11 protein-coding genes, 1 tRNA gene and 1 pseudogene are annotated in these 14818 nt (G+C 30.8%); 4 read left to right on the top strand and 9 right to left on the bottom strand.

Features of this window, described 5'->3' with window-relative positions; translation table 11 throughout:
• Positions 1–91: 91 nt before the first annotated feature.
• The 7 genes from HNS40_RS16850 to HNS40_RS16820 all read right to left on the bottom strand — a co-directional run bounded on the left by HNS40_RS16850 (position 92) and on the right by HNS40_RS16820 (position 8936).
• Positions 92–415, bottom strand: a complete 324-nt coding sequence (locus tag HNS40_RS16850) for a DUF6804 family protein (protein ID WP_172282998.1) — start codon at positions 413–415, stop codon at positions 92–94.
• Between the two features lie 30 nt (positions 416–445).
• Positions 446–715, bottom strand: a complete 270-nt coding sequence (locus tag HNS40_RS16845; protein WP_172282996.1) for a hypothetical protein — start codon at positions 713–715, stop codon at positions 446–448.
• Between the two features lie 77 nt (positions 716–792).
• A complete protein-coding gene (locus tag HNS40_RS16840; RefSeq protein ID WP_172282994.1) occupies positions 793–1308 on the bottom strand; it encodes a TerB family tellurite resistance protein in 516 nt (171 codons plus the stop codon).
• 7 nt (positions 1309–1315) lie between these two features.
• The gene (locus HNS40_RS16835) at positions 1316–3100 is read right to left on the bottom strand and encodes an AAA family ATPase (RefSeq protein WP_172282992.1); all 1785 of its coding nucleotides are present in this window, start codon (positions 3098–3100) and stop codon (positions 1316–1318) included.
• A gap of 10 nt (positions 3101–3110) precedes the next feature.
• Positions 3111–5666: an Hsp70 family protein gene (locus HNS40_RS16830; protein ID WP_172282990.1), complete on the bottom strand. Its 2556-nt coding sequence runs from the start codon at positions 5664–5666 to the stop codon at positions 3111–3113.
• A 24-nt stretch (positions 5667–5690) separates the two neighbouring features.
• Positions 5691–6665: a hypothetical protein gene (locus tag HNS40_RS16825; protein WP_172282987.1), complete on the bottom strand. Its 975-nt coding sequence runs from the start codon at positions 6663–6665 to the stop codon at positions 5691–5693.
• Between the two features lie 9 nt (positions 6666–6674).
• Complete coding sequence (locus HNS40_RS16820; protein ID WP_172282985.1) at positions 6675–8936, bottom strand: hypothetical protein; 2262 nt, start codon at positions 8934–8936, stop codon at positions 6675–6677.
• A 271-nt stretch (positions 8937–9207) separates the two neighbouring features.
• Here HNS40_RS16820 and HNS40_RS16815 point away from each other — a divergent pair, with 271 nt between their 5' ends.
• On the top strand, positions 9208–9360 hold the full coding sequence (locus HNS40_RS16815; protein ID WP_172282983.1) for a hypothetical protein: 153 nt from the start codon (positions 9208–9210) through the stop codon (positions 9358–9360).
• Positions 9361–9487: 127 nt separating this feature from the next.
• Here the strand turns inward: HNS40_RS16815 and HNS40_RS16810 are convergent.
• A tRNA-Arg gene (locus tag HNS40_RS16810) sits at positions 9488–9564 on the bottom strand.
• A gap of 130 nt (positions 9565–9694) precedes the next feature.
• Between HNS40_RS16810 and HNS40_RS16805 the strand changes: the two genes are divergently transcribed.
• The 3 genes and pseudogenes from HNS40_RS16805 to HNS40_RS16795 all read left to right on the top strand — a co-directional run bounded on the left by HNS40_RS16805 (position 9695) and on the right by HNS40_RS16795 (position 14330).
• Positions 9695–10237 carry an RNA methyltransferase gene (locus tag HNS40_RS16805; protein ID WP_172282981.1) on the top strand — a complete coding sequence of 181 codons (543 nt, stop codon included), beginning with the start codon at positions 9695–9697 and terminating at the stop codon, positions 10235–10237.
• Positions 10238–10489: 252 nt separating this feature from the next.
• The gene (locus HNS40_RS16800) at positions 10490–12976 is read left to right on the top strand and encodes an outer membrane beta-barrel protein (protein ID WP_172282979.1); all 2487 of its coding nucleotides are present in this window, start codon (positions 10490–10492) and stop codon (positions 12974–12976) included.
• Between the two features lie 167 nt (positions 12977–13143).
• Positions 13144–14330, top strand: a pseudogene (locus tag HNS40_RS16795) (IS4 family transposase).
• A gap of 225 nt (positions 14331–14555) precedes the next feature.
• Here the strand turns inward: HNS40_RS16795 and HNS40_RS16790 are convergent.
• Positions 14556–14714: a hypothetical protein gene (locus tag HNS40_RS16790; RefSeq protein ID WP_172282976.1), complete on the bottom strand. Its 159-nt coding sequence runs from the start codon at positions 14712–14714 to the stop codon at positions 14556–14558.
• Positions 14715–14818: the final 104 nt, after the last annotated feature.

The following is a 14818-nucleotide window of genomic DNA, read 5'->3' as shown; positions in this document are numbered from 1 at the left end:
TTTTCGGCTGCTTCTTTTATTAATTGAAGCTTTTCTTCTTTTGTAAACTTTCTTTTTTCTGTCATGATCGTACAAATTTATAGATTTCTAACTATAACTTTGTCCGATTGTTTAAGGGGCCAAAACAATCCTTATTAATTGTTAATGCTTTTATTAAAAACATGATTCCAGCAAAAAAATCAATTATCATCCATAAATCTTTATTATGAAGATATACCGGAATTATTGGATTAAAAACAATAGCAATTAATCCAAATATTATCATCCATAAAGTTATTCGATTCTGAAATTCAGAAACAAAAACGACTACCGCAGTAATAGTTGCAACAAATCTAACAATTGTATAATAACCTATAGGTAAATCTGCTATTGCTAAAAACAACATACCACTAGCTATAAAAAGTAAAACCTTCATAATTACAATAACCTTACTATAATTTACTAACTATCTCCTAGATGCAGCTCCACCGCCACCTAATCCACCAATACCAATTATAAACCCTAGCCAATATGTAAAACCGGTATTGTTGTCAGCATAAATACCAATATCTGCCCCAAATAACTTTCCAATAAGTGAAAAGATAATTATAAACCCATGCCATAATCCAGAGAAAAATCCAGCTTCGCTTCTTTCAAATCCAGAAGGTGCGCATGAAGTTAAACCAAACATTATGATTATTAACACTATACCCAAAACAAAGTTTCGATTTTTCATCATATCTATTTTTATTTAGTTGTGTATTTCCTTCCTAATTTCTAAAAACTTATGACTTTTGAGATGATAAATTCAAATCAACTTTTACTTTTCTTAAAATCAATTTCTTTTAAGTCAGAAATATCTGGTAACTCAAATGTTTCATCTATTTCGTGGCTTGTTTTAGGAACAATTTTATTCTGTATATTTAAATCGTAAATATCACTAATATCCCCAAATCTGTCGGCAATTATTTCATTAGGAACCCTAAGCTTTGAACGCAAATATTTAAAGAATTTTATCTCATTCTCATCAACTTTTTTATCAGCATAAATCACTCTAATGGCCACTTCTAAAATCAATAATTCCTGAATTGGGTTAAACTCAACTTTTGATAATTCATCAAATAGTTTTTCAATGATTCCTACTCCCCTTTTATGAAAATCATCAACTAAGGTTTTTAACTCATCAGTTAAATCTATATCTACAAAGTAGTTTGCTTTCTTCCCCATTAATTCAATTTCCTCTATCTCTCTGTCATCTATATCACCATCACAGGCCATTGTGCAGAAGGCAATCTTGAATAGTATTCTTTTAAAAATATCTTTATCCATAATATGGTTATTTATTATTCTTTCTTTTAAAACCAATTGGTTTTCTTTGGTTTGTTTCAGATTTATCTGTTTTAATATCTTCTAATTTTTCACGAAGTTTTTCATATTTTAACAACTCTGTTTGACTTACGGAAGGGCGGTTATTTGAGATCACACCCTCAAAAATCTCTTGAGTTATTCTACATTTCTGGTTTAAAGCCATTCGTGAAGCTTCATCCACGAGAAATTTGATATCACTTGATACATAATTTTTTGTCAATTCAGCAAGCCTTTCATAGTTTAAACCTAAGTCAATCGGCCTCTTTTTAAGGTATAGTTTAAACATTGTAGCTCGTGCATTAAAATCGGGGGGAGGAAGATAAACAATCCTATCAATGCGGCCAGTCCTTATAATAGCAGGATCTATTTTTTCAGGCCTATTTGATGCCGCAATCACAAATATTCCTTTTTCAGAACAATTAGACATTTGTGCTAAGAACTCATTAACTGGTCCTGCCTGCATTTGATGTAAGTTACCCTCTCTATTTGGAACAACAGCATCAATCTCATCAATAAAAATAATTGTTGGGGCCTTTTCTATAGCTTCTTTAAAAATCGCGCCAATCTTTTCTTCTGTTGCATTAATAAATTGGCTTTTAATATCTGATGGCTTTAACTGTAAAAAATTGAATCCTACTTCTTCTGCAAATCTCTCAGAGATAAATGTTTTTCCACATCCGGGTGGGCCATATAGAAGCATTCCATTTGGTATGGTGATACCATATCTTTCATACAATTCTTTTTCGTTTAATGCACGAATAACATCGTTATACAAAATGTCTTTGAGGTCTTGCATACCTGCAATAGCTGAAAATCCAGTTCCTTTTTTCGTTTTTGCTTTTTTCGTTAGACTTGAATCTTTATTATCGTCATTACTTAATACAGTTTCTCCCTTTAATGCGCTAATAAATTCATCTACATTCTTAAATCTATTATCAATACTAACAGCTAGTGCTTTTTTAATGACCTTTTTGAAATGGTCATCTTTGAACTCATCAAACTCCTTTAATCCGAAGTTTAATTCTTGTTTTCTTGCATCGTTTATGGCATCGATAAATTTCTCCTGTGTATGCTGAAAACTAGGGATTTCTATATACCACGGGGGAATACCTATAATCATATTATACAATAATGCCCCAACTGAAAAAATATCGCTTTGGGGTGTAAAAACCCCATTATACAATTCAGGAGCCATATAAAATGGAGATAAACGATCTAAATCAAGTGAATTGCTCTTACTTGTAATATACCGAGCGGAACTGAACTCTGTTAATATAGGTTTTTCAGCATTTGAATAGTCTAATTGAATACTCCTAGAGTTAATATTATTATGGATGATGGGGTTTGATTTTTTATGGATTTCCTGGAGTGTTTCAAGTAAATAAATAATAATTGGAATAGCAGAATATTGGGAAAAGACACCATCACGACCTAACTTGTCTTGAATAGTTTCTCCACTAATAAAATCTAAAATGATATAATGATATTTATTGTTTTCTTTTATAAATTCACCATTATTGACAAGCCTTACAGTGTTTTCCAAATTCAAAGAAGCCAATATTTCTACTTCCAATAAATTGCCATTTGAAATATCGTTTTTAGTCAATTTAGAACTATTGTATAACTTCAGCAAATAAGTTCTACCATCTTCTCCTTTAACTCTGTATTTTTCATGAAAATTATCTCTACCTATGAAGAATTTAACTTCATAGGTAGAGTTTACTACTTCCTTTTTATCTAAAATGTTATTCATAGTTACCACTTTATTTACCAATTCCTCCAGTACCACCTGGGGGTTTAGGCTGGTCCGCTATCGGCAATAGCTTATACAGTTCAATTATAATAGGTCTTAATGCTTCTTTGGTTGGATTATCAGCTGCTATTTGCAACCCTCTATCAATGGTCATTCTTGCACGATTACGATCTTTCCAATCCAAAATATCAAATTCATTATTGAAGTTTTTCAAATACATAATTTCCATCTGAGCGCCTAAACCTTGGTCAACCAACATAAAATCAAGTTGTCGCATATTATCAATTAATTCAGTTGCGATTTTAACATTCTCATCTTTAATTACTTCTGGGATTTGTTCTTTGAATTGTTCAACAAGTATATTGGTTTTGTCATTTCCAAACTGATTATTGGTTTCTTCCAAGCGATAAAACACATCCTTTAACTCTTTCTCAGTTTTAGGCCATTCATTTTTCTCTTCTATCTTATCAAGTTTCTTTAAGGATTTTCGTAAATTATTTAGCGTTTGTTTTTTCCTATCAACACCATTTCTGTCTTGTTCAAATATGCGTTTAGTTTCAGATATCTCATTTTCAAGATTATTTAATTCGCTATTATTACTATAATTTCCCTCTTCTTTTATTAGTCTAAGTGTTTGTTCTGCCTTACTAATTTCAGACTCCAGCCATGATGTATCAATACTTTGAATAAGTGATTTGACTTCAACTTCATAAGTAAACTCCAATGAAGGAAAATATGCAGAAAACTGGATTAACTCAGATCTATCAACTTTCATAGTAATATCAACACTAGAACCTTCTGGTAACAAAGTAGGAATATCATCACCCGTAATTACAACATCAAAAACATGTTCATTTAACATTGCTCGCGTACCCTCTGCACTGTATTCTCCTTGATAAATTGGGATTTTGATAATATCGTCAATATTTCCCGGCCTAATTTGTTTTAATACTTTTAAGTCATTAACAGTTCCTGTACAAGGAGTGGATTGATTTTTTTCTAATCCTTTTACAGGATAAAATATCATTTTGTTTTTTACGGTATCTAAAATTTCAATACCATAATGATAAGGTAATGTAGCACTACCTATTTTAGAGCCTTGAATAATTGTAAAACTTGATGGTTCACTTGGTAATAGATCACCTTGTTCATTATATGTAAGTATATTAAACGCATTTGCTTTTCCGACATTAAATTTTATGTCAACTGCCCCTGCTTTTTCACCTTTATCATTCTTACTATCAAGTTCGGTTTTACCACTAGACCACGCATTATCATTTCTAACAATATCAACAAATACTTTATCTGGGATTTCTCCTTCTGTTTTATCCGTAGATACAATAATAGAAATTAACTCTTCCTCTTCAACAGTTGTAGCTTCGTAACCTAATTCTAATTGAATTTTTGTTTTATCTCTTTGTTGCTCTTTAATATCATCAGAAACATTAACCGTTGATGCAAATAAAGCAGCTCCTTTTGAAACAACAGTCATTGGGTCAACACTTGTATCTGGTTTAATGATTTGTTCTTCAAGCATTTCTCGTAAAATTGGAGAATATGTTGGACCTCCAACAAGAATTAATTCATCTAGTAAATTGCTATCTAAATTATTCCTTTCAATTAATTCTTTCGATATATTTATTGCTTTTTGAAAAACAGGACCAAGCGTATTTCTAATTATTTCTTGATTAACAGTAATGTCAATTTCAATTTCTTCTCCATCATCATCATCTCCAGCATCTCCAGGGTCTACATATAAATTATACTCATCCTTAAAAGATAATTGATTTTTAATGTCCTCTGCCCAGAATTTTAATGCGTCTTTAAATTTTTGACCGTTAGTTTCATCATTAAGAATGTTTTGGATAGAATATTTTTTTTCAATATGTGGTATCATTATTTCTTCTACGATTGTATAATCAAGATTTTTACCACCAAGATAATTATCTCCCTCAGTATCAACCACCTTCATAATTCCATCTTCAACCTTTAAAAGTGCTGCATCAAAGGTTCCTCCGCCAAAGTCAAAAACTAACCAATTACCATCTTTGTTTTTAGAAACTAAACCATAAGCCATTGATGCCGCAATTGGCTCTTGCAATAACTCACAATGTTCAATCCCTGCTATCTTTGCTGCTCTTAATGTTGCATCTTTTTGATTTACGGTAAATTTTGCAGGAACAGTTACAACTACTGATTTAACATTTTCATCTGTAATATATGATTTTAATCCTTTAAGTATTTCAGCAGAAAGTTCTTCTGAATTGTATTCCTTTTCCATATGAGAACTAAAGTATTTTTTATCCGTTCCCATTGTGCGTTTAAATTCTATAAATGAGTTTACATCGGAGCCTTTAATTAAAGACCTTTGACTTTCACTGCGATACGAACGAAATGCACCATCTCCCATTAAAACTGACTTTTTCTTGTTGAATGCAATACAAGAAGGTGCAGTATCTTTTTGAACATCTGTTTTTTGAATAATAGGTTCTCCGTTTTCCATTCTTGAAATTGCAGAGTTCGTAGTGCCTAAATCAATTCCGTAATCTATTTTTGACCTTGTCATATTATTATTATTTTCTATTATATTCTAGTTTTGTGAAACATCTACTTGTGCTCTTTGAATTAATTTGTCTTGATAATTTACTTGTGGTTTAATTATACGTGTAATGATTTTTTTACCTTGTGTTAGACTATCATCATCAACGAAATTAATTACATCGATATTCATTCCATCATCATATTCGCTATCTAAAAGTTGAACCATTTCATAACCATTTGCCTTAAAATTATCTTTTATCCTTTCAATACCTTTTGAAAGTGGTTTAATACCTTTTGTATTACGGTCTATCTTAGTGATATTCTTTTCAATTCGAACAATTTCGTCAGCTATTTTTAAAGCAAAAGTATGGTCGGCTTCGTTTTCTGTGACTGAATTACTCCTATCAATAATTTTTAGTTGTGTTTCAAGTACTTCAATCAATTTGTTGTCAAGCTTTACACTTTCTTCATCAAGCACTTTTCTTGTTTCCTGTATATTAGCATCCAACTTTTCATTTTCTTTTTCAAACACCTTTCTTGTTTCATGTAAATTAGAGTCTAAGTCTGTTTTTTGCTTAAATATTTGTTTTCTTAGAAATACAAAAACAAGTAAAACAAATAGAGCAATGACCAAAAATGCAATAATCCAGTATAAAGTATTATTATTAACAGCTCTATTCATTGACATAATACTTTGACTAGTAACCTTGTGAGTATCATCTATCTTAACTCCCAACTCTTCTGCTGTTGTTTGTACATTCTTCGAATTAGTATTGACAACCTGTTTAAGACTATCGATAGTTAGTTTCTGTAAACTATTGCTATTTTTAAATTCTTGTTGAAGAAATTTGTATGTACGATACTCTTTATCAAGTTCTTTATAGAAATTATCTAATTTTTTTTGCTGTTTCACCAACTCTACTTCCAAGTCAGATATTCTTTGTCTTAAATTTACGCTATCTGTTTGAGCAAAAATATTGCTTACAGAAAATACCAGTAATAGTATAATTAGTTTTATTTTCATTGCTTTACCTTATTGATTTATTAACTCATTTAATTCTTTTCTTTTTTTCAATAATTCTTCTTCTATCCTTGAAACCTCACGGTTCTTTTCAACTTCCGCTTTTTCTTCCACTTTTTTTACTTCACTTCTTTTTAGAACAATCTCTTCTTCAATATTTAAAATGTTTTGCTTCTTTTTTAATTTTCCTTTTTCAATAATCGCTTCAATTTGTCGCTGGTGTTCTGATATTTGTCTTACTCTTGTTTCTCTTCCTCTAAATAATTTCCATTCTTTAATACTTGCCAATTGATTATTTAGTTTTCGCAATTCAGAGCTGAAGTATTGTTCATTCTTTATATCCAATATATCTTCACGCAAAATAGAAATCTCATTGCCAAGACTATGTAATTGGGACTTAAAATATTGAATATTTTGGGTTTTCGATAATTTGCGTTGTAATTTTTCTATGTCAAGTTCCAACTTCTCTGATGGCGATAGTTCAACCATAAAACCTACCCTGTGTATCAAATGGTTATCTATATAGACTTCAATTTGGTGTTCACCGATATCGTAAATACATTTATTTAAATTACCCCAACCCGAAAAGCTAATAGAACTTGTATTTAATTCTAAATCTATTTTTTCTGAAAGTGAATAACCTCTTGGCGAAGTTTCCGAATTACATTTGGTCTGACCATCTGGTTTTATATACTTTAGATAAAAAGTTACCGATGCATCCTTAACAACTTCAATATTGAGGTTTAACCCAATAAAGCGTATGAATTTTGTATAGAATGGTTTATTGTCAGTATTGGTTACATTTGAAGATAGAATTTTGAATGGTAACTTTGGAGGTATTTTTTTGTATTTATTAATAATATTCAATATTGTAGAATTTCTTGATGAGTTTCTTATTAACCAATTTGACAAATCTAAAAATTGATCTTTCAATTTATTATTGTCACTTTCTTTAATCTTCTTCAAATTATTGTTGGACAAATTCGTCTTTAGAAGATTATTCACTTCATCCCAATTTATTGAGTTCTTAATATGTTCTTCCACAGCACTCCAATTTATTGATTGTCCATATGATAAATTGGCTTCTTCAATTTTAACTTGTCTTCTAATTTTTGACTCATTTATTGAATACGCATCTTTAACTGATTGAAGTAAAGCTATTGCTTGATGAATAGCTCTATCTTTCATCTCAATAAGGGTGTTCAGGTCTTCTACAGCTTTATCTTTAACCTGATCACTTATTGCAATTTTTTTAGCAATTCTTGTTAAAGTCATCGCAATACTTAGATCTGTTTCAAAATGAATATCAGCTTCATCTGCCTCTTGGCTCTCATTAAAATAATCCACTGAACACTGAAGTATTTCATTTGCAACTTTATCTGAGAGCATTTGGTATTGTAAACTTGATGGACCTAATAATTGTTTTATTAAAACTAGTTCAACTTTCGTTGATTTATATAAATCTTGTCCATAATTATCAGCATAGCTGGGTAAGTTTTTTCTATTATTTTTAGTTTTTTCAATTTTGTTTTCAACACTTAATATTGGAGTTTCAGTGAACTTTGTAGAAATGTATTTTTTTACGGTTAATGGGAATGTATTAAACAAAGAAATTAAATCGTTAGTTGATATTCCGTTTATTTTATTCAAGAAAGGTTTTAAAAGTTCAATTACTTCGTCAATAAACTTCTTACTCATTTCTATTGAGTCAAGTTGAACTCCGTTACCTGTAACAAGTTTTGAGAAATCGTGCAAATAATCAGAGTGAATTAAATTCCCTTTTAACAGCACGCCGGCCTGCAATAATTGTAAATCTAATTGATTTTCAACAGTAGATAATGCAATATACAATGTTGAAAGATTTAAATAAGATGAATAGTTTTTATTAGTAATTTCATCTTTTAATGTTTTATTCCAAATATCTACAGCTTTTTCAGTTTGATTTTCTTTCAAATTACTAAATGCTATTTCATCAAACTGATTATTCTTTACAAACCAAAATAAAGAATATAGTATTTTTTTAGGCGCTTGTTCAATACTGTTAGATGCTTGTTGAACTTCATCTGTATTTCGTGTTAAATTCCCGATAAATTCAAAGTCATAATCAGAGGTCTTTGATTTGCCTATCTCTGCATATCGTTTAATTATGCCAATTTGCTTCTGTAATTCTTTTTCAGTTGAATTTGCAGGCAACCCTAATACTCTATAAGGATTTGATATTATTATATTATCAACATTATTGTGGTTAATTGGAAGACTGTTCTTGATATTCATTATAGATTAAATTGAATAATTACTCATAAATAGTTGTTAAATTTACAATTTTATCCATGCGATTTTACTTTCCATAAGAATATTTCTTGCTAATTGATCAGACAATTAGTCTCATTGATCATTTGATATGTTTCGTCGAATAAATGTATTGTGTAATCAGTTTTTATTAGAAACTCTTAGATTTGAGTAAATAACATGCTTCAAGCCTACCATGTTTTTATTAATTTAGTTGCCTATATTCGAAATTCATAATTTTGTATCGGCTATAAGAATGGCTGTCGTATTAGGTGGTGATGCAGAAGCTTATTATAAAAATATACCAGAAAATTATATTCAAAATGCAATAGAGATTTTGCCAGAAGAAATGAAAATGATTATTAATCTGTACTATATAAGGTATCATAGGATTGAATTACCTATGTAAAATTCTAACAAAGTGATTAAAAATTAAATAATTAATGAAACATTATAAATTTTGTACTCATATTTGGACCCCATAACAATAAAAAAGCAGCTAAAAAGTTGTTTTTTAGCTGCTTATAATTTATTATTGGTGAACCTGAAGGGACTCGAACCCCTAACCTCCTGATCCGTAGTCAGGTGCACTATCCAATTATGCTACAGGTCCAATGTTGATCCTTGCGGTTAAGCGGGTGCAAAGATAGCTATTTTTTATTTTTTACAAACAATAATATAAAAAATATTTAAAAGTTTAATTTTGCAGCAGCTTAAAAACAAACAAAACCTAATATCAAATCATGAGTCCTAAATATAAAAAACTAAGTTTAAAAGAGTTAAACAGATTGGATTTAGATCAATACCACGAAAAGAAAAAAATACCCATGGTTATTGTTTTAGATAATATTAGAAGCATGAGTAATATTGGTTCTGTTTTTAGAACTTCTGATGCCTTTTTAGTTGAAGAAATTCACCTTTGTGGCATCACCTCCTGCCCTCCTAATAAAGAAATTCATAAAACGGCATTAGGAGCTACCGAATCGGTCAAATGGAAGTACTTTAAAGATACTTTAGAATCTATTCAATCATTAAAAGAAGAATCATATCAAATAATATCTGTGGAACAAGCTAAAAACAGTACCAAATTGGACCATTATTCAGCTCATAAGAATCAAAAAATAGCATTTGTTTTTGGTAACGAAGTGAAAGGAGTAGCCCAAGAAGTGATTGACAAATCAGACTTTTGCCTAGAAATACCCCAATACGGAACTAAACATAGTCTAAATATATCAATATCTGCAGGTATAGTTATTTGGCATGCTTTCAACTCAATGAATACTTAAAATGAGTTCTTTATATTTCAGAAGTGGTAAATCTGACATTTTTTTCACTCAGGACAATAGGTTTTTCGTAAATTTTGCAACTAAATATTGTGAATTGAGTAAAAAATATCATTATATTCGCATGATAGTTAGTGAATTAATAAAAACAAAATATTAACTTTTTAGTATTAATAAGTCTTTTGGAAGATTTCCAAAAAGATTTAATTTTGCAATAAATTAGCATTCAAAAGATATCAATAAAAATTCAAAATTATGAGAACATTTTACAAATTGATTTTACCACTTGTTGTGTTATTTCTAGCTTCATCGGCTAGTTTCGCTCAAGAAGACGGCGAAAAAACAAAGCAAAAATCCAGTTTCGATAATTACTGGTACATTAATGGAAATGTAGGATTCACCAACTTTTATGGTGATATGCATCCGAAACAGACACTTGACGGCGACGAGAAATTAGGTTATGGTGCAAAAATTGGATACCAATTTTCACCAGTATTTGGAGCTAGAGCAAGTTTCGTAAATGGTAAATATCAGTCTACTGGTGATCCATCAAGAGACAAACCATCTTATGACTTAATGGATAAATTTGAGAGTAGTATGTGGGATATATCAGGTCAGTTAACTGTTGATTTCACAAATATTTTCAGAAAAAATAAAGAAGCTGGATTCGGCGTATATGGTTTTGCTGGTATTGGTTGGTTAAATTATTCTTCTATGAGATCTGATATCAATACTGGTGGGATTTCATTAAAAGATGATGGAACTGAATACAGAAGCGGTAGCTATAGTGATGAACAAGGCAGTGGTTTAGCTGGTGCTGAAACAAGTATTACCATACCTACTGGTCTTGGTTTATATTTTTCAGTTGCTCCTAAGGTTGATATCAACTTAGAAAGTTCTTTGAGGTTTACTACAACAGACGATATTGACATGAGAGAAGGCGGAGCAATGGCGGTTAAAAATGACTTTTATGGATACACCTCTTTAGGTGTTACTTATAAGTTCAAGCCTAGTTCTGGATTAAAGAGTATGAAGAAAAATTGTGAAGAAGTTATTTATGAAGTAACTCCTGATGTTTTAGAAGTTGTTGGTGACAAAGTTGAATTCACTGTTAAAGTTACTTTCCCAGAGAAATATTTCGCTAAGAAATCTGCTCTTAAATTTGCTCCATATGTGAAGTATGGTACTGAAACTAAAGTTTTAGCTCCTAAATTCTTTAAAGGCGAAAAAGTTCAAGGTGATGGTGATGTTGTTCCTTTCGCTACTGGTGGAACTTATACTTACAAAGGTAGTTTCGATTATACTCCTGAAATGGCAAGTTCTGAATTATTCGTTCTTCCTTTAGGTTTCGATCCAAGCGCTCCTGTTGATGCTAAAATGAGTGATATTGACATTAAAACTTCGTATACAAATCTTGAAATGTGCGAGACTAAATTAGCTGATGGTATCCGTAATTCTCAATCATTTGCAGGTGGAAACGAAGAAACTGTTTATGGTGAGCATGGTTATGAATTAGAAACTGTAGTAAGCAAAGCTGCTGTTCTTTACTTCCCACAAAACAGATATAATTACAGCAAAAATTTTGGTGCTAATAAAGATGAAGCTTCTGCTGCAAGCCGTCAAGCTGTAGTTGATTTCTTAGCACAAGGTTGGGATATCAAAGACATCTCAATTAACGCTTATGCTTCTCCTGAAGGTGAAGAAACATTCAATGCTAACCTTTCTGAAAATAGAGCTGAAACTGCGAACAAGTACATGCATACTGATATGAAGAAGCTGATTAAAGCTAAAGATTCTAAATTAAATATGGAAAATTGTGCTGACGTTAAATTTAACGCTGTTGGTAATGGTCCTGACTGGAATGGTTTCATGGCTAAACTTCAAGCTTCTAACATAGAAGATAAAAACACTATGCTAAATGTAATTAGAAGTGCTGCTCCTGAAAAGAAAGAAGAAGAAATCAGAAATATGATTTTAATTTATCCTGAATTAGAATCTGATATCCTTTCTACCTTAAGAAGAGCTGAAGTTACAGCTAATTGCTTTGAGCCAAAAAGAAGCGCAGAAGAAATTGCACAATTGGCTACTACTAATCCTTCTGAGTTAACAGCTGAAGAATTATTATATGCTGCTACATTAACTGAAGACGATAAAGCAAAAGAAGCTATTTATAATACCGCTGCTGAATTGCATACTGGTAGTTGGGTTGCTCAAAACAATGCTGCTGTAATCGCTATCTCCAATAGAGACTTTGGTTCTGCTATTTCTTTCTTAGACAAAGCTAATACAGCTTCTCCAAATAATGGTGCAGTATTAAATAATTATGGTGTTGTTTATGCTAAGCAAGGAAATTGGGAAAAAGCTAATGAGTATTTCACTAACGCTAAGAAATTAGGAGCTAATGAAAATTACAACTTAGGAGTTGTTGCTATTCAAAATGGGGAATATGCTGAAGCATTAAAACTTTTTGGAAATAAGAAATGTGATTTTAATGTTGCTCTTGCTCAAATGCTATTAGAAAAGTATGACGAAGCTAATAACAACTTAAGCTGTGCTAATGAAAATTGCAAAACTAATTACTTACAAGCTGTTATTGGTGCAAGAACTGATAAAGCGGACTTAGTTATTAATCATTTAACTAAAGCTTTTGAAATCAATCCTAAATTGAAAGCTAAAGCTGCTACTGATAAAGAATTTATAAAGTATTTCGCTAACGAAGATTTTATGAATCTTGTGAAATAAAAATTCTCAGATGATTTTGAAAAACCACTCTCAATTTTGAGAGTGGTTTTTTTATACCTGAAATTTCATATTCAAAACCAATCCCGTCCTAAACGAATAAAAAAAAGAGAATAAGTTATAAGTATCTCGATTATCTTTGAGTTGCACAACAAATAACATATTCTCTCATGACAAATATAACTTTATTTGGGCAGATTATTCAAAAATTGGAACGTTCAATTTTCAATAAATTCGTAAAAGAGCATGAAACAGACAAACATCAAAAAGGCTTTAACAGTTGGTCCCATTTTGTGTCCATGCTTTTCTGTCATTTTGCCAAAAGTCAATCTTTAAGAGATATTAGTAATGGGTTACGCTCAGCAACAGGCAATCTAAATCATCTAGGCAATGTTCACCCTCCAACTAAATCAAATCTAGCTTATCAGAATAAACATAGGAGTTGGGAATTATTCAGAGACTATTACTAAGCTTTATCAAAACATTTAGGACAGCAGGCTAAATTTAAACAAGTAAAGTTTAGAATAAAGTCTAAAATATTCCTCTTGGATGCAAGCACAATCAGTTTATGTTTATCGCTATTTGATTGGGCAAAATACAAAGCAAAAAAAGGAGCTATCAAAATGCACACACTACTTGATTTTGATGGAAACCTGCCAGCTTATGTAAATATTACAGATGGCAAAACCGCCGATAATAAAGGAGCTTACGATATTCCATTGGTGAAGGGAAGTGTTATCGTTGCAGATCGATTCTATAATGACTTTTCGCTCTTGAATGTTTGGGACAGCACAGGGGTGTTTTACGTAATAAGGCACAAACACAATATTAAATACAAGAGCATTAAAGAAAATGAATTACCAGAAAACAGACATCCTCATTTACTTAAGGATGAAATAATGGTACTAACAACAAAGGCATCCCATAAGAAATATCCAAAAAGATTAAGAACAGTAGCCATTTGGGATGAGAAAAACCAACAAGTAATAGAGCTTATTACAAACAACATGACTTGTGGTTTAGCCTCCTATTAAGCGAACTATATAAAAGTCGTTGGGATATAGAAATATTCTTTAGAGATATTAAACAATTATTACATGTTAAATCATTTATAGGTACCAGTCAAAATGCCGCTATGATACAAATCTGGACCGCTTTGATTACTATACTAATCCTTAAATACCTTAAAGCTATGGCTAAATACAATTGGTATCTTTCAAATTTAGTAGCTTTCCTTAGAATCAATCTTTTTGCTAAAATAGAATTCCAGAAATGGCTTGACAAACCATTTTTAAAGAAAGAAAAACCTCCAAATGAAAATGTACAGGGGGTACTTTTCAATTTATCAGCTTTTTAGCTCTGTTTTATAGACAGAATATAGCCCTAAAATTCTTTTACAATTTATTTAGGACGGGATTGATTAAAAACATGTTGTACTTATGCAATTAGATTTGCCTAATTTTAAGTTTCAAATTTATAATACAAATAAAAAAACAGAGTAAGTACTAGAATGTAATTTGATAGACTTTAGATAAATCACGAATTGCTTAAGTTTGTTTAAAACTTGCTTTAGAATGAGAATTTATATGCCTTTTAGTAATGAATGTTCTAATAATACCAACCTAAGCTTTGTAGAATCATAATAGACAATAGAAACCAATGGACTGATATACTTCATGATGTCTTGAAAATTATAAAGGATATAGAACTTCAAAGCATCAAAAACAAATTGAAGCCTCATTCTCTAAAAGCTGAATAAATCATAGGTAATTAGAGTACGCCCTGTATATGAGTAAATTTTGCTTCTCAAAAATATCTATCAATTGGCATTATACCTTCAATAGT

The sequence above is a fragment of the Lentimicrobium sp. S6 genome (genome assembly GCF_013166635.1).
GTDB lineage: Bacteria > Bacteroidota > Bacteroidia > Bacteroidales > UBA12170 > UBA12170.
Note: the sequence above shows the minus strand (reverse complement) of the source record. Positions and strands in the feature narration are given on the sequence as shown.